Annotated in this window: 14 protein-coding genes; 7 read left to right on the top strand and 7 right to left on the bottom strand. The window is 72.5% G+C overall.

The annotated features are described in order from the left end of the window. The first annotated feature begins 15 nt into the window (after positions 1-15). A complete protein-coding gene (locus ACK8GG_RS08360) occupies positions 16-1,413 on the top strand; it encodes a flavin-containing monooxygenase (protein ID WP_440355972.1) in 1,398 nt (465 codons plus the stop codon). Then, positions 1,410-2,231: an alpha/beta hydrolase gene (locus ACK8GG_RS08355; protein WP_440354799.1), complete on the top strand. Its 822-nt coding sequence runs from the start codon at positions 1,410-1,412 to the stop codon at positions 2,229-2,231. The genes ACK8GG_RS08360 and ACK8GG_RS08355 overlap by 4 nt, the downstream gene beginning before the upstream one ends. 10 nt (positions 2,232-2,241) lie before the next feature. Here ACK8GG_RS08355 and ACK8GG_RS08350 read toward each other — a convergent pair whose 3' ends face one another. From ACK8GG_RS08350 to ACK8GG_RS08340, 3 genes are all read right to left on the bottom strand, one after another. Next, a complete protein-coding gene (locus ACK8GG_RS08350; RefSeq protein ID WP_440355000.1) occupies positions 2,242-3,663 on the bottom strand; it encodes an alpha,alpha-trehalose-phosphate synthase (UDP-forming) in 1,422 nt (473 codons plus the stop codon). Positions 3,664-3,827: 164 nt separating this feature from the next. Continuing rightward, positions 3,828-4,667 (bottom strand): DUF308 domain-containing protein, encoded by an 840-nt coding sequence (locus ACK8GG_RS08345; protein ID WP_440354798.1) that lies wholly within the window; start codon positions 4,665-4,667, stop codon positions 3,828-3,830. A gap of 145 nt (positions 4,668-4,812) precedes the next feature. Next, positions 4,813-8,379 carry an ATP-binding protein gene (locus ACK8GG_RS08340; RefSeq protein WP_440354797.1) on the bottom strand — a complete coding sequence of 1,189 codons (3,567 nt, stop codon included), beginning with the start codon at positions 8,377-8,379 and terminating at the stop codon, positions 4,813-4,815. 169 nt (positions 8,380-8,548) lie between these two features. Between ACK8GG_RS08340 and ACK8GG_RS08335 the strand changes: the two genes are divergently transcribed. Further along, positions 8,549-8,740: a hypothetical protein gene (locus tag ACK8GG_RS08335; protein WP_440354796.1), complete on the top strand. Its 192-nt coding sequence runs from the start codon at positions 8,549-8,551 to the stop codon at positions 8,738-8,740. Between the two features lie 53 nt (positions 8,741-8,793). On the opposite strand, the gene ACK8GG_RS08330 is transcribed toward ACK8GG_RS08335, so the two are convergent. Beyond that, positions 8,794-9,486, bottom strand: a complete 693-nt coding sequence (locus ACK8GG_RS08330) for a Crp/Fnr family transcriptional regulator (protein ID WP_440350435.1) — start codon at positions 9,484-9,486, stop codon at positions 8,794-8,796. A gap of 353 nt (positions 9,487-9,839) precedes the next feature. Here ACK8GG_RS08330 and ACK8GG_RS08325 point away from each other — a divergent pair, with 353 nt between their 5' ends. From ACK8GG_RS08325 to ACK8GG_RS08310, 4 genes are all read left to right on the top strand, one after another. Then, positions 9,840-10,334: a polyadenylate-specific 3'-exoribonuclease AS gene (locus tag ACK8GG_RS08325; RefSeq protein WP_440356087.1), complete on the top strand. Its 495-nt coding sequence runs from the start codon at positions 9,840-9,842 to the stop codon at positions 10,332-10,334. 107 nt (positions 10,335-10,441) lie between these two features. Beyond that, positions 10,442-11,470 (top strand): ATP-dependent 6-phosphofructokinase, encoded by a 1,029-nt coding sequence (locus tag ACK8GG_RS08320; RefSeq protein ID WP_440350434.1) that lies wholly within the window; start codon positions 10,442-10,444, stop codon positions 11,468-11,470. Between the two features lie 74 nt (positions 11,471-11,544). Further along, entirely contained in the window at positions 11,545-12,360 is an 816-nt protein-coding gene (proC, locus tag ACK8GG_RS08315; protein ID WP_440355971.1) for a pyrroline-5-carboxylate reductase, read from the top strand. Positions 12,361-12,490: 130 nt separating this feature from the next. Continuing rightward, positions 12,491-12,817 carry an antibiotic biosynthesis monooxygenase family protein gene (locus tag ACK8GG_RS08310; protein WP_440354794.1) on the top strand — a complete coding sequence of 109 codons (327 nt, stop codon included), beginning with the start codon at positions 12,491-12,493 and terminating at the stop codon, positions 12,815-12,817. A 172-nt stretch (positions 12,818-12,989) separates the two neighbouring features. Here ACK8GG_RS08310 and ACK8GG_RS08305 read toward each other — a convergent pair whose 3' ends face one another. From ACK8GG_RS08305 to ACK8GG_RS08295, 3 genes are all read right to left on the bottom strand, one after another. Continuing rightward, a complete protein-coding gene (locus ACK8GG_RS08305; protein ID WP_440355970.1) occupies positions 12,990-14,159 on the bottom strand; it encodes an endonuclease in 1,170 nt (389 codons plus the stop codon). Positions 14,160-14,395: 236 nt separating this feature from the next. Then, on the bottom strand, positions 14,396-15,259 hold the full coding sequence (locus ACK8GG_RS08300) for an exonuclease domain-containing protein (protein WP_440355969.1): 864 nt from the start codon (positions 15,257-15,259) through the stop codon (positions 14,396-14,398). A gap of 96 nt (positions 15,260-15,355) precedes the next feature. Beyond that, positions 15,356-15,844, bottom strand: coding sequence for a glutathione peroxidase (locus ACK8GG_RS08295; RefSeq protein ID WP_440355968.1), 489 nt, complete (start codon positions 15,842-15,844; stop codon positions 15,356-15,358). Positions 15,845-16,141: the final 297 nt, after the last annotated feature.

Here is a 16,141-nt window from a genome sequence, read left to right as displayed (position 1 = left end):
ATAGGGAGATCCTCGGTGTCCACCTCCACCGACCAGGGCAGCTCCGGCTCCGGCGACACGCGTCACCAGCAGGACCCGGCCGTGTCCGACCGCGGCGAGACCGTCTGTGTCATCGGCGCCGGCGCCAGCGGGCTGACCGCGGTGAAGAACCTGCGCGAGCACGGCTTCGACGTCGACTGCTACGAACGCGAGACCGGTGTCGGCGGTGCCTGGAACTGGCGGCACGACCGCAGCCCCGTCTACGCCGCCACCCACCTGATCTCGTCGAAGCCCTTCACCCAGTTCCCGGACTTCCCGATGCCGGACGACTGGCCGGACTACCCGCACCACAGCATGCTGCTGTCCTACTTCGAGCGCTACGCCGACCACTTCGACCTGCGGCGGCACATCTGGTTCGGCACCGAGGTGGTCCGGGTCGAGCCGGCCGAGGGTGAACGCTGGGACGTCACCACCCGCTCCACCGGCGGGTACGGCGTCGAACGCACCTCCCGCTACGCCGCCGTGATCGTCGCCAACGGGCACAACTGGTCGCCGAAAATGCCCGAGTACGAAGGGCTCGCCGACTTCCGCGGCGAGGTGATCCACGCCTCGGCGTACAAGGATGTCAAGCAGTTGCGAGACCGCAAGGTCCTGGTCGTCGGCGCGGGTAACACCGGCTGCGACATCGCCGTGGAGGCGGCGCAGGCGGCAGCTGCCTGCTGGCACTCCACCCGCCGCGGTTACTGGTACGCCCCCAAGTACGTCCTCGGTCGTCCGGCCGACCAGGTCAACGACGCCGCGCTGCGGATGCGCCTGCCGGTCTGGCTGCGGCAGTGGCTCTTCCACCGGATCCTGCGGCTGACCGTCGGAGACCTGACCCGGTACGGGCTGCCCCGCCCGGACCACAAGGTCTACGAGACCCATCCGATCGCCAACAGCCAGCTGGTCTACTACGCCGGGCACGGCCGGATCAGGCCGGTGCCGGATGTGGCGCGCTTCGACCGCTACGACGTGGAGCTGACCGACGGCCGGCGCATCGAGCCGGATCTGGTCGTCCTGGCCACCGGCTACCTGCCCCGCTTCGAGTTCCTCGCACCGGGTCTGCTCGGCGACGAGGAGTCCGGACGGCCCTCGCTCTACCTGAACACCTTCCCGGCCGGCCGGCCGACGCTGGCGGTCGCCGGACTGGTGCAGCCGGACTCGGGGATCTTCCCGATCTCGCACTGGCAGACGGTGCTCATCGCCCGGGCGCTGCGACTGCGGCGTACCGATCCACGGCGCGCCGAGGCCTTCGCCGAGCGGGTGCGCTCGGGCGTGGGGCAGCGCTACGCGGGCCGGGTCAAGGAGAGCAGCCGGCACTGGTTCGAGGTCGGACACGTCGACTATCTGCGCGCGGTGCAGCGCGCACTGGACGGGCTGGAGAAAGCGGCATGAGCCAGGGCGGGCGGCTGCGGATCATGCGCGGCAAGGACTGGGCCGATCCGGTGCGCCCGGCACGCCGGGAGGTGCGCGAGGCGGTGCCGGAGACGGCGGGTGACCGGCCGCCGGTGCTCTTCGTGCCCGGCTACGGCTACGGCGCCTGGGCCTTCGAGGAGCACTGGCTGGAGCACGCCGCGCAGCGCGGCTTTCCCGCGTACGCGATGAGCCTGCGCGGGCACGGCGGCAGCGAGGCGGTGCCGGATGCGACGCTGCGGGCGTACGCGCACGACGTGGTCCAGGTGGCGGCGAGCCTGCCACGCCAGGCGGTGCTGGTCGGCCACGGCGCCGGCGCGCTGGTGGTGAGCCGGGCGCTGGCCCGTTATCCGGCGCGGGCCGGGGTGCTGGTCGCGCCGGTGCTCGGTGGCGCCGGAGTGCTCGCGGCGAACCTGCGCCACAATCCGTTCGGCACGTTGCCGGCGCTCTTCGGCGCCCGGGTCCGCTGGCGGGCGCGGCAGCTGTTCAGCGCCGGTCTGCCCGCCGAAACTGCGCGGGGATATCTGGCGCGGTTGGGCGGGGCCGGCGGGCGGGCGCAGTGGCAGCTGCTGCGGCCCGGCCCGGGCGAGCCGGCGGTCGGTGATCCCCGGATGCTGGTGCTGGGCAGCCCCGACGACCGGGTGGTGCCGGCGGCGGCGCTCAACCGGGCGGCGCAGCGCTACGGTGGCGCACCTCTGCTCTTTCCCGGGATGGGACACGCGATGATGCTCGACGCGCGCTGGCGCGAGCCGATCGACGCGATCCTGGACTGGCTGGAGAAGCTGCCGCCGCGCGGTTGAGAGCGCCGGCTCACTCCTCAGTGACCCGGGCCAGCAGCTCCGGCCCGTGCCGGGAGTCCAGCGCCGACAGGTAGGCGCGCGCCCAGGCACGGATGTCGTGGTGGTGCAACCGCTCACGCATCGCCGCCATCCGGGCGGCGGCGTCCGCCGGTTCGGCCCGCAGCGCCTGCAACAGGGTGCGTTTGAGCCCGTCGAGGTCGTGCGGGTTCACCAGGTACGCCTGCGGCAGTTCGGCGGCGGCGCCGGCGAACTCGCTGAGCAGCAGGGCGCCGGCCCGGTCACCGCGGGCGGCGACGAACTCCTTCGCCACCAGATTCATGCCGTCGCGCAACGGGGTGACGGCCAGCACGTCGGCGACGCGGTAGAGGGCGGCCAGCTCGGGCCGGTCGAAGGGCTGCGTCAGGTAGTGCACCGCCATGTCGCCGACCCGGCCGAACTCCCCGTTGATCCGTGCGACCTCGCGCTCCACCCGCTCCCGCAGCCGGCGGTAGCGCAGGATGCCCTCCCGGCCGGGCACCGCGACCTGCACCAGGACGGTCTCGCCGACCCGCAGTTCGCCGTCCTCCAGCAGTTCGCGGTAGGCCTTGAGGCGCTGCTCGATGCCCTTGGTGTAATCCATCCGGTCGACGGCGACGATCACCTGGCGCGGATTGCCGAGGTCGGCGCGGAGCTGCGCCGCCCGGGCCAGCACGTCGGGACGCTCGGCGAGCCCCGACATCTCCGCCACGTCGATCGAGATCGGGAACGCCCCGATGCGGACGATCCGGTCGTCGACGCGTACCTGCCGGTCGGTGGCCTCCAGTCCGAGCAGCGTGGTGGCGAGCTGGGCGAAGTTGTGCGCCGCCTGGGCGAGCTGGAAACCCACCAGGTCGGCGCCGAGCATGCCGCGCAGCAGTTCGGCGCGGCGCGGCAGCTGCGTGAACAGCTCCGGCGGCGGGAACGGCACGTGCAGGAAGAACCCGATCCGTACGTCCGGGCGCAGCTCACGCAGCAGCCGGGGGACGAGCTGCAGGTGGTAGTCCTGCACCCAGACCGTCGCGTCGGCCTCGGCCACTTCCGCGGCGGCCTCGGCGAAGCGCCGGTTCACCCGCAGGTAGGCGTCCCACCACCGTCGATGGTGGACGGGCTGCTCGACGGCGTCGTGGTAGAGCGGCCACAGTGTCGAGTTGGCGAAACCCTCGTAGTGGTCGTGCATCTCCTCGTCGGTCATCGGCACCGGACAGAGGCGTACCTCACCGACGTCGGCGAGGGCGGGGGCGGCACCGGGACGGCCCGCCCAGCCGATCCAGGTGGCGGGGGTGTGCCACAGCAGCGGGTGCAGGGCACTGCTCAGCCCGCCGGGGCTGCGGCGCCATCGGGAGGTGCCGTCCGGCGCCAGGTTGCCACCGATCGGGAGGTGGTTGGCGACCACCACGAGCGAGCTCTGCTGCATACCGGTCATCTCACTCCGCGAAGGGGTGATCGCCAGGTCTGCGGCGCAGCGCGACGGCGATCAGTGGAAGTGACGCTCGGCGGTGCTTTTGATTACCGTAAGCTACACCAGCCGTGACCGCTATTCATAATCCGCTGTCGATGTCCCGCTGTCGGAGGTGCTGGTCAGACCACCGCGCCGTCGTCGAGGTCGTCGTCCTCGTCGCCGACGCGCAGCCGGGAGATGAGCACCCCGAAACCGCCGACGATGCCGGTGAAGCCGAGCAGCGTCGCCAGCATCCGGTCCACCGGCAGCAGGCTGGGGAAGACGAAGAGCAGGAACCCGCCGACGACCGCGAGGATGCCGACGACGGCGTGCTTGGAGAGCCGCGGCAGCGGCGGCGGAGGCGGCGGCGTGTACTCCTCCTCCGGCCCGCCGGGCAGGTCGGCGCCGAAGGTGTCGAGCCCGTCGAGGAGCGACGGCTCGTCGGCGCGGGGACCGCGTACGGAGATCCCGGTGAAGTCCGTCGCCGAGGGCAGTTGCCGCACTCCGGACGGGGCGCTGCCAGCGGCCGGCGGGCGTGGATCGGCCGTCGGGTCCGCGGGCACCTCTTCCACCGCCGGCACGTCCTCCACCGCGGGCCACGGCCGTTGGTCGCCGGCCGGGGAGGCGTGGTAGCCGGCGACGATCCGCTCCCACTCGGCGTCGATGTGCCGGTCGTCGGGCTGCTCCGGCGGCGCGGCCACCGGCGGCGCCTCGTCGGCGAGCTGGGCCAGGTAGTCGCGGGCGGTGCTCAGGTGGACACGGTCGACGTAGAGCCGGTCGACCGGGCGGGGCGGGACGGTGGTGGTGCGGGTCACCGGATTCAGGTCGGCCGAGGGCTGCAGGTAGGCGGCGATGCCACCGGCGGCGAGCACGTCGAGCAGATGCTCGCCCACGCGTGGATCGACGTCACCGGCGATCGCGAAGTCCTTCGCGTCCAGCCCGTTGTCCCGCCGTCCCCGGCGTGCTCCGCCCGCTGACACCGGACACCCTCCTCACCGGGCCGATCGCCCGATCCCGTAGTAGTCCGTGACCGGCGCACTGCGCGCCGTGCCCTGAATCGTGACACGTCCACCCCGGTTTATGGGAGGGGCTGCGCAGGGTGGTGTCGAAGCCGCCGCGCGGCACTCAACCGGCCAGCGCCCCGGCCGCCTCCGGTTCGACCGGCCCCAGGGCCAGCCGGAGCAGGCCGGGCGCCTCGTTGCGTGCGGTGAAGGCACGGATCTCGGCCAGCAGCCGGGCGTCCTCCTCGGCGCCCCGGCGCAGCTCGCCCACCGCCAGGCAGGAGGAGAAGAACCGGTCGGTGACGTCGGGGATGCCCGCGTAGATCCCAGCCGCGGCGGTGTGCAGCCGGGCCGCCCGCCGGTGGTCGCCGGCCGCGCCCGCCGTGACCGCGGCCACCGTCCGCCCCGCGGCCTCGGTCCAGACCGTGTGATGCTCCACCCGCTCCAGCATCTGCCGGATCAGCTCGATCGCCCCCCGATCGCTGAGCGCCGCCGCGTACGTCGCCGCAGTCAGCCACTCGCCGCTGGCCAGCGCCGGCACCGGCAGCCAGGACCGGACAAGTTCGTCGAGGAGTTCGTGGGCCTCACCGGTGCGGCCCTGCAGTGCCCGGCAGAGCGCGCCGTGGCCGAGCATGGCCCAGTGGGTGCGGTGGAAGCCGCTGCGCCGGGCCGTCTCCAGCGCGGCGGTCACGTCGTCGGTGCCGTCCGGGGCGCTGCCCGGCACCGGCTGGTCGCGCAGCACCCGCAGCACTGCCCGGGTGCCGCGTACCTGCATGTCCCAGGCCCCGGCGGGGGTGTCGACGAAGGCGTCGGCGGCGACGAGCAGCCGGTGGAAGTCGCCCTCGAAGTAGGCCCGCATCGCCTCGTCGGAGTAGCCCGTGGCGACCTGGCCGCCGCTGGCAACCGCGATCAGCTCGTTGGAGGCGATCCAGTCGCCCTCCTCGGCCAGCGCGTGGCAGAGGTTCTGCGCCGCCCGGGGCAGGGCCAGCAGCTGCTCGCTGCGGCAGTAGTCGGTGATCTCCCGCAGCTCGGCCAGACCCGCCGGGTCGCCGCCCTGGTAGCGGGCCATGGCCACGGTGATCCGGGCGTTGACCGCGGTCTCCACCAGCCCCAGGCCCTCGGCGATCAGGGCGGCGGCGCCCGCGGCGCTGACCGCCGCGTCGCGCTCCAGGTTGAGCATGTGCAGCCGCCCCAGCTCGCCGTACGCGTCCGCCTTGGCGACGGTGTCGGGCAGCTCGTCGAAGAGTTCCACCGCCCGGTCGAAGCGGGCCGTCGCGCTGCCGCGGTCGGCCCGCAGCCAGGCGGCCTTGCCCAGCAGGGTCCAGGCGCGCGCCGCGCCCGCGCGGTCGCCGGCGGCGAAGAGGCGCTCGGCCAGCGTGGTGAGCCGGTCCTCGCCGCCGCCGGAGAGGAACCCCGCGCCGTCGCGGTGGAAGGCGATCTCGGTACTGAGCAGCTCCAGCCGCAGCCGCTCCAGCGGCTCGGCGCCGGCTGCCAGTTCCAGCGCGCAGGAGATGTGCGCGGCGGCGGCGTCCAGTGCGTGCAGCGCGTACGCCCGCCGCGCCGCCCGGTGCATCGCGTCCCGGGTGGCCGGGGCGTACCGGTCGGTGTCCAGCCCCAGGCTGCCGGTGATCTCGTACGCCGCCCAGCGGTGATGGGCGAGCACCTCGGCCAGGTCGGTGTCGCGGGAGAGTTCGTCGAGCCAGTCCGCGGTCCGCTCGTGCCGGGTAACCCGCTCGGTACGCGGCAGCCGCTGGTAGCAGACGTCGCGGACCAGGACGTGCCCGAAGCGGAACTCCGCCTGCCCGGCCATGCTGGAGCTGCTCTCCTCGTGGACGAAGTCGGACTGCTCCAGCCGGCGCAGTGAACGCTCCACCGCCTCCACCGGCTGCCCGAGCGCCGCGGCGATCGCGCCGGGCCAGAACTGGGAGCCGACCACGGAGGCGGTGAGCAGCACGGCGCGGTCGGCCGGGTCGAGCAGGTCGATCCGGTTGGCGATCACCGAGTGCACGCTGTCGGGGATCGGCAGCTCCTGCGGGCGGCTCAACGTCCAGCCCCGGCCGATGCGGTGCAGGAAGCCCTGCTCGATCAGCATCCGGACGTACTCGTGGGCGTAGAGGGGGTTTCCGCCGGCCACCTCCACCAGGGGGCCGATCATCTCGGCGGGGAAGACCGCCTGGTCGAACATGTGCGCGTAGAGCGCGACCACGCCGCTGTCGCGCAGCGGCGGCAGGGTGATCGTCAGTGATCCGGTGGTGGAGCCGGCCCAGCTCGGATCGCGGTCGATCAGCTCCGGGCGGGCGGTGCAGAGCAGCAGCAGCGGCACGTCGCGGGCGCTGGCGCCGAGCAGCTCCACGAAGCGCAGCATCGCCTCGTCGGCCCAGTGCAGGTCCTCGAAGACCAGCACCGTCGGCCGCCGGGCCGCGACGGCGATCAGGAACCGCCGCCAGCCGGACTCGATCTCCTTCGCGGCGAGGTTGGTGCCGGGCAGCCCGATCAGCGGGCGCAGCGCCGCGATCAGCCGGTCCGCTTCGGCGCCCTCGGCCACCTCGCGGACCGTCGCCTCGAGCCGGGCGCCGGCAGCGGCGGCGTGGTCGGTGTCGAGGATGCCCGCCTCGGCCTTGACGATGTCGGCCAGCGCAGCGAAGTTGACGTTCTCGCCGAAGGGCGGACAGCGCCCCACCCGCCAGGTCATCGGCAGTTCCAGCCGGCCGGTCTCCCGGCGCAGCTCCCGCATCAGCCGGCTCTTGCCGATCCCGGCCCGGCCGAAGACGGTGACCAGCCGCGGCATGCGCTCGCGGGTCACCCGGCCCGCCGCGTTCGCCAGCATGCCCAGTTCGTGCTCGCGGTCGACGAACGGGCTGGCGTCCGCGGCCGGCTCCGGCGCTGGCGGCTGCGCCGGCCGCAGCGCCAGCCAGACCTCGGTCGGCGTGGAGCGGCCGCGCAGGGTGATCGGCGGGCGTTCTTCGTAGCCGATGCCGTCGCGGGTCAGCGCGTACGTGGGGCCGCAGACGAGCACCCCGCCCGGCGGGGCCACCGACTGCAGCCGCGAGGCGGTGTTCACCACGTCCCCGGCGACGATCGCCTGCCCGCCGTCGTGGGCCGCGGCGACGTCGACCAGCGCCTCGCCGGTCGCCACCCCGACCCGGAACTGCAGCCCGTCGGCGCCGGAGGGGGCGAAGCGGGCCAGTACCCGCTGCAGCTCCAGACCGGCCCGTACGCAGCGCAGGGCGTCGGTCTCGGTCGCCACCGGCGCCCCGAAGAGCGCCATCACCGCGTCGCCGATGTACTTCTCCACGACCCCGCCGTACTGGCCGACGACGCGGCGGGCGGCGGCGAAGAACCCGGTCTGCAGTCCCCGGACCAGCTCGGGGTCGGAGCGCTCGACGTACGGAGTGAAGTCGATCAGGTCGACGAAGAGGACACTGATCCGCCGGCGGTCCTCCTGCGAGGGCGCGCCGAGGGCGCCGCCGCCGGTGCCGCCGACCTTGACTCCGCACGCGGTGCAGAACGCGGCGTCGACGGGGAGTGCTCGCGCGCACTGCGGACACGACAGGGCGAGCTCCGTGCCGCAGCGGCCGCAGAAGCGGTCGTCGGGGCCGGGCTGCCGTCCACAGTTGGCACAGGGGGCGCTGATGCTTCCTCCTCCGTACGCACACTCTGCTCCGCGGCCGCGGAGGCCGGTAGATGGCACGATAACCCGCGGTGCACCGGCCGATCACCGGGCAGGCGTGCTGGTCTCTGTGGACTGTCGGATACCGGGCTGTTGCCTAGTGGACAGTTCCGCACCCCCCGGAAATGGCGCTCGCCGCGGCTACAGTCGTGGCCACCCGCAAGCCGAAGAAACCTCTGGGGAGACGAACATGGCAAAGGTTCTGCTGATCGCCGCGTGGACCGACGGTCAGGGGCAGCAGCATCCGGCCGGCGAGGTCGTGGCGGTCGACGACGCGACCGCGGCCGCGCTGAGGGATTCCGGGATCTGCGACCCCAACTGGGTCGGCCCGACCGGCGGCAAGGACACCACCGACTGGGTCGGCCCGACCAATACCCCCTGAACCGCCGGACGCCGGCGCGCTGACGTCCGTGCCGCACTCACGTGGCACGGACGTCAGCGTTCGTTCATCCCGGCCCGCCGGCGCAGCGCGGAGACGTCGGTGACGACGATCCGCCGCCCTTCGGTCCGCAGCCAGCCGCGGTTGGCGAACGAGCCGATCGCCTGGTTGACGCTCTGCCGCGAGCCGCCGGCCATCTCGGCGAGCTGGCTCTGATTCAGCTCAATGGTGATCATCGGGGCCTGGCTGGTGCCGGCGAGCCGGACCAGGGTCTTGGCCACCCGGCCGGGCAGGTCGAGGAAGACATGGTCGGCGTTCTGCTCGGTGAGGCGACGGATCAGACCGCCGAGTGAGCGCATGACCGCGTCGAGGATGCGTGGGTTGGCGTGCACCAGGTCCATGAAGGCCGGACGCGACAGCGCCAGCGCGCTGCAGTCCTCGATCGCCTCGGCTGAGGCGGAGCGGGTCGAGGCGTCGAGGAGGCTGACCTCCCCGAGGACGTCCGGCGGGCGTACCACCGACAGGACCGCGCGCTCACCGGAGGGCGAGGTGCGGAAGACCGCGACCGCCCCGCGGCGCAGGATGATCAGTGATTCGCCCGGGTCGTTCTCCACGAAGAGCAGCTGTCCCTTGCGGTAGGTCCGGGGCACCGCTGTGGCGATCACCCGGCGGCGCACCTCCGGTTCCAAACCGGCGAACAGTTCCACTCCGGTGAGCGCGTCGCCCTGTTCCGGCAGGCGCATCTCCACGGTCACATCCTCCCCGTTCCGGCGGCCCCTGCCGGTGCGGCGTCATGCCGGCACTCGGCGGTGTGGACGCACGCCGGACACCCCTTCCGGCCGCGATACACATCAGATCATGGCCCTCCTGTCGCTTGCTGTACAGCCCTGCCATCACTTGGGTGACAGTGCCGTCCGTTGATCCCGGCGAGCATGGAGACGGATTCGCCGCGGGTGGGGGCCGGACGGGGGCGTGGCGGAGGCGGGGGTGGACGTCCCGGCCGGCGCGCGGCAGCGAGCTGCGCCGGCCGGGTGCGTTCCCGGCGCCGGCTGTGGCGGACCCGGCGTCGCGGGCCGGGGCACGGTGCGCGAGGATGACACGAATGGTCTACCGCTACTTCTACGACTGCGAGTTCATCGAGGACGGGCGCACCATCGAGCTCGTCTCCATCGGCGTGGTCGACGAGTACGGCCGTGAGTTCTACGCGGTCTCCACCGAGTTCGACGGCTCCCGGGCAATCCCCTGGGTGCGCCGCAACGTGCTCGACCGGCTGCCCTCGCCCGCCGACCGGGCCTGGCGCTCCCGGGAGCGCATCCGCGACGACCTCTACGACTTCCTGCTGGAGCCGCTGCAGGACTCCCCGGGAGAGCAGTTGGAGCTCTGGGCCTGGTACGCCGCCTACGACCACGTCGTGCTCGCTCAGCTCTGGGGCGCGATGACGGCCCTGCCGCGGGAGATTCCGCGCTTCACCAAGGAGCTGCGTCAGCTCTGGGACGACCGGGGCCGGCCGGTGCTGCCCGACGCTGCCGAGGCCCGGCACGACGCCCTCGTCGACGCCCGGCACAACCTGGCGCGCTGGCGGGCACTGAACCCCTGAGGCAGCGCAAGTCACCCGGCACGGGGCAACGGCGACGCGGAAGTGCGGCGGCACCTATTCTGAGACTTGACCACGATCTCGGCTTCAGCCAGGAGGATGAGCGGATCATGCGCATCGGCGTGCTCACGGGTGGCGGCGACTGCCCCGGACTCAACGCGGTCATCCGCGCGGTCGTCCGCAAGGGCATCGACAACTACGGCCACGAATTCGTGGGGTTCCGGGACGGCTGGAAGGGGCCCCTGGAGGGGCTGACCCGGCCGCTGACCGTCGCTGACGTGCGGGGCATCCTGCCGCGCGGCGGCACGATTCTCGGCTCCTCCCGGACCAACCCCTTCAAGATCGACGGTGGGGTGGAGCGGATCAAGGAGAACCTCGCCGCGCAGGGGATCGACGCGTTGATCGCCATCGGCGGTGAGGACACCCTCGGGGTCGCCGCGAAGCTGCACGACCTGGGTGTGCAGGTGGTGGGCGTGCCGAAGACGATCGACAACGACCTCGGCGCCACCGACTACACCTTCGGCTTCGACACCGCCGTCAACATCGCCATGGAGGCGATCGACCGGCTGCACACCACCGCCGAGAGCCACCACCGCACCCTGGTGGTCGAGGTGATGGGTCGCCACGCGGGCTGGATCGCGCTGCACGCCGGCCTGGCCGGCGGCGCCAACGTCATCCTGATCCCCGAGCGCGAGTTCGATGTGGAGCAGGTGGCCGGCTACGTCGAGAAGCGTTTCCAGCACCAGTACGCCCCGATCGTGGTGGTCGCCGAGGGCGCTCACCCGCTGGAGGGGCAGATGGTGCTGCACAACCAGGAGCTCGACTCGTTCGGGCACGTGCGCCTCGGCGGCATCGGCCAGTGGCTGGCCGAGCAGCTGGAGGAACGCACCGGCAAGGAGGCCCGCACGGTCGTGCTGGGTCACATCCAGCGCGGCGGCACCCCGACGGCCTTCGACCGGGTGCTCGCCACCCGGATGGGGCTCGGCGCGATCGACGCGGTGCACGACGGCGACTGGGGCAAGATGGTCGCCATTCACGGCACCGACATCGTCCGGGTCGCGCTGGCCGAGGCGGTACGCGAGCTCAAGACCGTGCCCACCGAGCGGTACACCGAGGCCGAGGTCTTCTTCGGCAGCTGAGGCACGTCCAGCATGATCGTGGGGGTCCGGTAGACGCCGGGCCCCCACGACTGTTCGGAAGAGAGGTACGGCGGATGCAACCCGACACCCGTACGGTGGCCCTGCTCGGCGCGGGCAGGATGGGGGAGGCGGTGCTGGCGGGGCTGCTGCGGGCCGGTCGGCCCGCCGAGCGGCTGCTGGCCACGGACGTCCGGCCCGAACGCGGCGAGGAGCTGCGGGCCCGTTACGGCGTTCGCGTCGTCGACAACGCCACCGCCGCCGAAGCGGACGTGCTGGTCGTCGCGGTCAAACCGCAGGACGCCGCCGCGCTCCTGGCCGAGGTGTCCGGCCGGATCTCGCCGCAGACCCTGGTCGTGTCGATCTGCGCCGGGCTGACCACCGACTTCTTCGCCCGCCGGCTGCCCGCCGGCACCCCGGTGGTGCGGGTCATGCCCAACACCCCGGCGTTGGTCGGCGAGGGGATGAGCGGCATCTCCGCGGGCGCCCACGCCGGGCCGGAGCACCTGGCGATCGCCGAGGAGATGTTCGCGCCGCTGGGGCGCACGGTCCGGGTGCCGGAGTACCAGCAGGACGCGCTGACCGCCCTCTCCGGCTCGGGGCCGGCGTACTTCTACCTGCTGGTGGAGGCGATGGTCGACGCGGGCGTGCTGCTCGGGCTGCCCCGGCAGACCGCCCACGAGCTGATCGTGCAGACCGCGCTCGGGTCGGCGGTGATGCTGCGCGAGTCCGCCGAGCACCCGGCCCAGCTGCGGGCGGCGGTCACCTCGCCGGGCGGCACCACCGCGGCCGCGCTGCGCGAGCTGGAGAAGCACGGCGTACGCGCCGCGATGCTCGACGCCCTGGAGGCGGCCCGTGACCGGGCCCGCCAGCTCGCCGCCGAGAACGAATAACCCGCCCTTCTCGCTTCCCCCTTCCCGCTGATCGTTGTCAGCTGCTCGCGGTCCGGTGAGCGCGACCGTTGACTTCGATCAGGGTTGAGGTTCTAGCGTCGGTTTCCTGCCCTTGGAGCAAGGAGACATCGTGTCGATCGTCTATCGAGTTGACAAGTTCGCCGTACCCGAGAAGGCGCGCGAGGAATTCTGGGGACACGTGGGGCGGACGCACGCACTCCTGCGGACACAGCCGGGGTTCCTCGACGACGCCCTGCTGGAGCAGGTCTCCGGCCCGGGCCGCTTCAACGCGGTGACCATCGTGCGCTGGACGTCGGCCGACGCTCTGCCCGCGGCCCGGGACGCGGTGCACGCGGCGCACCGGGCCGAGGGCTTCGACCCGGCGGCGTTCTTCGCGCGGGCCGGCATCGAGGCGGACGTCGCCAACTACGTCGAGCGTTCGCCGGTCGGCACTTGAGGTCCGTTCACCCCAGGGCTGGCAGCCGTGGTCGCCGACCAGACGTCCAGCAACGGTGCCGTCTCACCCGTCAGTACACCGGAATCCGCGCCGGGCTGTTTCGAGCTCCGGCGCGGATTCCCGTCCGTCGGCTCCCGTCCGCTGGTGCCCGCGCGGATTCCGGTGTGCCGGGTCAGTTCCAGATGGCGGTTGCCCACTCGGGATGATCGATGAAGGGGTTGCGATTGTTCTGCCAGTTGGCGTAGATGACGTCGTTGCGGCGCTTCTCGAAGGCGTCCGGCGGGTCCTGGGCGTGCCACTGCAGCAGCACGGAGAGCTTGCCGTGGTACGGGGCGCTGCCGTTGGAGACCGAGTTGTTGATCTCGAGGTTGGGCCAGCCGTCGGCGCCCTCGTACCGGATCGCCATGTACATGATCATGCGGGCGACGTCGCCCTTGACGGCGTTGCGGGGCTCCCACGAGTCGGCGTCGGTGTAGCAGCCGGGCGCCTCGGCCACCGGGCTGCCGCCGTTGTCGAAGTCCTTGTTGCCGCGGGTGCTGTTGACCGAGACGTCGGTGGGGCGCAGGTGGTGCAGGTCGGTGCCGGGGCCGGCCGCGGTGCCGAAGTCGCCGTGCGACTGGGCCCAGACGTGCTCGCGGTTCCAGTCGTTGACGCCGCCGCCGTTGCTGGTCTTGCTCTGGGAGCGCCCGGTGTAGAACAGGATCACGTTGGCGGAGTTGGCCGGGTCCTGGTCGGTCTGCTTGAGCGCGTCCCAGACCGTCGCGTACGAGATCCTGGTCTGGACCTTGATGATGTTGTGCAGGGCGCCGCGCAACTGCGGGCCGGTCTTGCCGATCGCACCCGCGTAGTACGTCGAGTCGTACGGGCTGCCGGGGGCACTCGGCGTGGGACTGGGGGCCGGGGTGCCGCCGCCACCGAGGCTCATCGCGGTCGGGTTCTTCAACCCGGCGTGCGTGAAGTACGCCGTCAGCGTCCCCGTCACCGTCACCGCCCGGCCCAGCAGCGACGGGTTCGACTGCAGGCCGAAGGTGGCACGGTAGGCGCTGGTGACCTGGACGTAGAGCATCCTGGCGGTGCTCTGCTCGCCGGCGGTGTCGGCGATGGCGATCGCCGTGTCGCCGGTGAACCCGCTGCGGATGACGGTGTTGGTCGCGGTCGGCTGGCCGACGACGTACCCGGTCACCGTCGCGGTGCCGGACTGGTTGGCGATGGCCTGCGCGACGGTGAGGTTGACCGCCGCGCCGGCCGAGACCGCCCAGGTGGGGAGGCCGACGACGAGGGTGAGGACGAACGCGATCGTCAGCCGGCCCGGCCACAGCCAGGCGGCGCGTCTGGTATTCATGCCGACGGATGTTAGCGAGTCAAGATCACGTATGGAATGGCCGCTGCGTTAATTCCCGGCAACTGCACCGATCCCGCCTGGCCCCTGCCGCAACTTCGGAGATATTGCGGCCGGCCGGCCGGCCGAACCGAGGCGGCGTCATCGGCGAAGTCGCGGCCAGGCCAGGTCACGCCAGGTCACGCCAGGCCAGGTCAGGTCAGGTCAGGTCAGGTCACGCCAGGTCACGCCAGGCCAGGTCAGGTGGGAGGTGTGGTGGGGCGGGGGCGCTCGGGGCGGGGGGCGGTCTCCAACGGCCATTCCAGGCTGACGGTCTCCCGGCGGCCCTTGCGGTCGAAGAAGGCCTGCAGGTCGCGGCCCTGCGCGGCGAACCACTCGATCTGGCGGCCGTGCAGCTGCGCGGGCGGCAACCCGGCGATGTGCGGGTGCCGGGCGGCGATCGACCGGGCCAGCTCCAGCGCGGCCTGCGCGTCGGCGGCGGCGTCGTGGGCGTTGGCGAGGGTCACCTCGTAGTACCCGCAGAGCTCCCCGAGCTGGCGGCTGCCCGACCAGCGGGGCTCCACCTCGCGGTGCAGGATCGACGGGTCGATGATGATCGCCCGGTCCCAGTCGACCGGCGGCAGCCCGTGGCGGGCGAGTTCGGCGGCGAGCGCGGTTACGTCGTACTGGGCGCAGAAGGCCACCAGGGGAGTGGCGTCGGCGATCAGCTTCGAGATGGCGGTGGCGAGTTCGGCGAGCGCGACGGCGGCAGGGCGGCCGTGCCGGCGTACGTGCTCGTCGGTGATGCCGTGCACGGCGGTCGCGTCGGCGGGGATCGGCACCGCGGGGTCGATGAGCCAGTCGGACCGGCGGCCGTCGGAGTGCACCAGCGCCGCCGAGACGATGCGGGTCTGCAGCGGCTGCGTGGAGGTGCCCTCCAGGTCGAAACCGACCAGCGGCAGCTCGTGCCAGCCGCCGTGCCCGCCGCGCGGCGGCGCGACGCGCCTGGGCGCGCACTCGTTGTGGTACGTGCGCCAGCGGCCGTCCTGGTTGACCGCCTGACCGGCGCCGGCGGCGACGCGGTCGTGGCACTCTCCGCAGGAACCGGGGAACTTGTTGATCACGAGGGGTGTCTCCTGTGCGGCGGGGAGCGGGCGCCCGAGGATAGATCATCTGATCCAGGCCCCGGTACGCCCGCCGCCCCGCCGCTCACCCCGGGATCAGCGGGGCAGCACCTCCTCGATGGCGGCTACCACCTCGGCGGACTGCGGCTCCACCCGGGGGCCGAACCGGGCCGCCACCGTGCCGTCGGGGGCGACGAGGAACTTCTCGAAGTTCCACTGGATGTCGCCGCTGCGCCCCTCGGCGTCTGCGGTCGGCACCAGCTGCGCGTAGAGCGGGTGCCGGTGCTCGCTGTTCACGTCGACCTTCTCGGTCAGCGGGAAGCTCACCCCGTAGTTCACGTCGCAGAACTCGGCGATCTCCTCCGGCGTGCCCGGCTCCTGCCCCATGAACTGGTTGCAGGGCACCCCGAGCACGGTCAGGCCCCGGTCGGCGTACGCGGTGGCGAGCGCCTGCAGCCCGGCGTACTGCGGCGTGAGCCCGCACTTGGAGGCGACGTTCACGATCAGCAGGGCCTGCCCGCGCAGGGCCGCGAGGTCGAACGGCTCGCCGTCGAGAGTGTTGATCTGCGTGTCGAAGATGCTCATGGCGGCGAGATTACCCGTCCGCTGTTTTCCCGCCGTTGGTCCTGTTTCACCTGTCCGACCACTGGTCGGCGCCGCGGACGATGGGGACCGGCCGGTGCTTCCGCCGGAGCGCGAGCGCGAGCTCGGCCGGTGTCACCGCGGCGAGTGCCGGTTCACCGTCCGGCGGCCGGCCTGAGGCGTACGTCACTCGCGGCGCCCGCGGTCTTGACCTGCGCCGATGCGGTGCGGCGCCGATTTCGGGCGGCCGGGGTGAGATGAATCTTCCAAGTGGCGGAACGGCAGCCCTCGGCGGCAATC

The organism is Melissospora conviva (assembly GCF_049523535.1).
GTDB classification, from domain to species: Bacteria; Actinomycetota; Actinomycetes; order Mycobacteriales; family Micromonosporaceae; genus Melissospora; species Melissospora conviva.
The sequence above is the reverse complement of the archived record's forward strand: the minus strand, read 5'-3'. Positions and strand labels throughout refer to the sequence as shown.

Coding starts and splice junctions, on each gene's coding strand:
- ACK8GG_RS08305 (WP_440355970.1), bottom strand. CDS start 14,159: ATGAATACCAGACGCGCCGCCTGGCTGTGGCCGGGCCGGCTGACGATC.
- ACK8GG_RS08350 (WP_440355000.1), bottom strand. CDS start 3,663: ATGCAGCAGAGCTCGCTCGTGGTGGTCGCCAACCACCTCCCGATCGGT.
- proC (WP_440355971.1), top strand. CDS start 11,545: ATGCAACCCGACACCCGTACGGTGGCCCTGCTCGGCGCGGGCAGGATG.
- ACK8GG_RS08355 (WP_440354799.1), top strand. CDS start 1,410: ATGAGCCAGGGCGGGCGGCTGCGGATCATGCGCGGCAAGGACTGGGCC.
- ACK8GG_RS08325 (WP_440356087.1), top strand. CDS start 9,840: ATGGTCTACCGCTACTTCTACGACTGCGAGTTCATCGAGGACGGGCGC.
- ACK8GG_RS08335 (WP_440354796.1), top strand. CDS start 8,549: ATGGCAAAGGTTCTGCTGATCGCCGCGTGGACCGACGGTCAGGGGCAG.
- ACK8GG_RS08295 (WP_440355968.1), bottom strand. CDS start 15,844: ATGAGCATCTTCGACACGCAGATCAACACTCTCGACGGCGAGCCGTTC.
- ACK8GG_RS08320 (WP_440350434.1), top strand. CDS start 10,442: ATGCGCATCGGCGTGCTCACGGGTGGCGGCGACTGCCCCGGACTCAAC.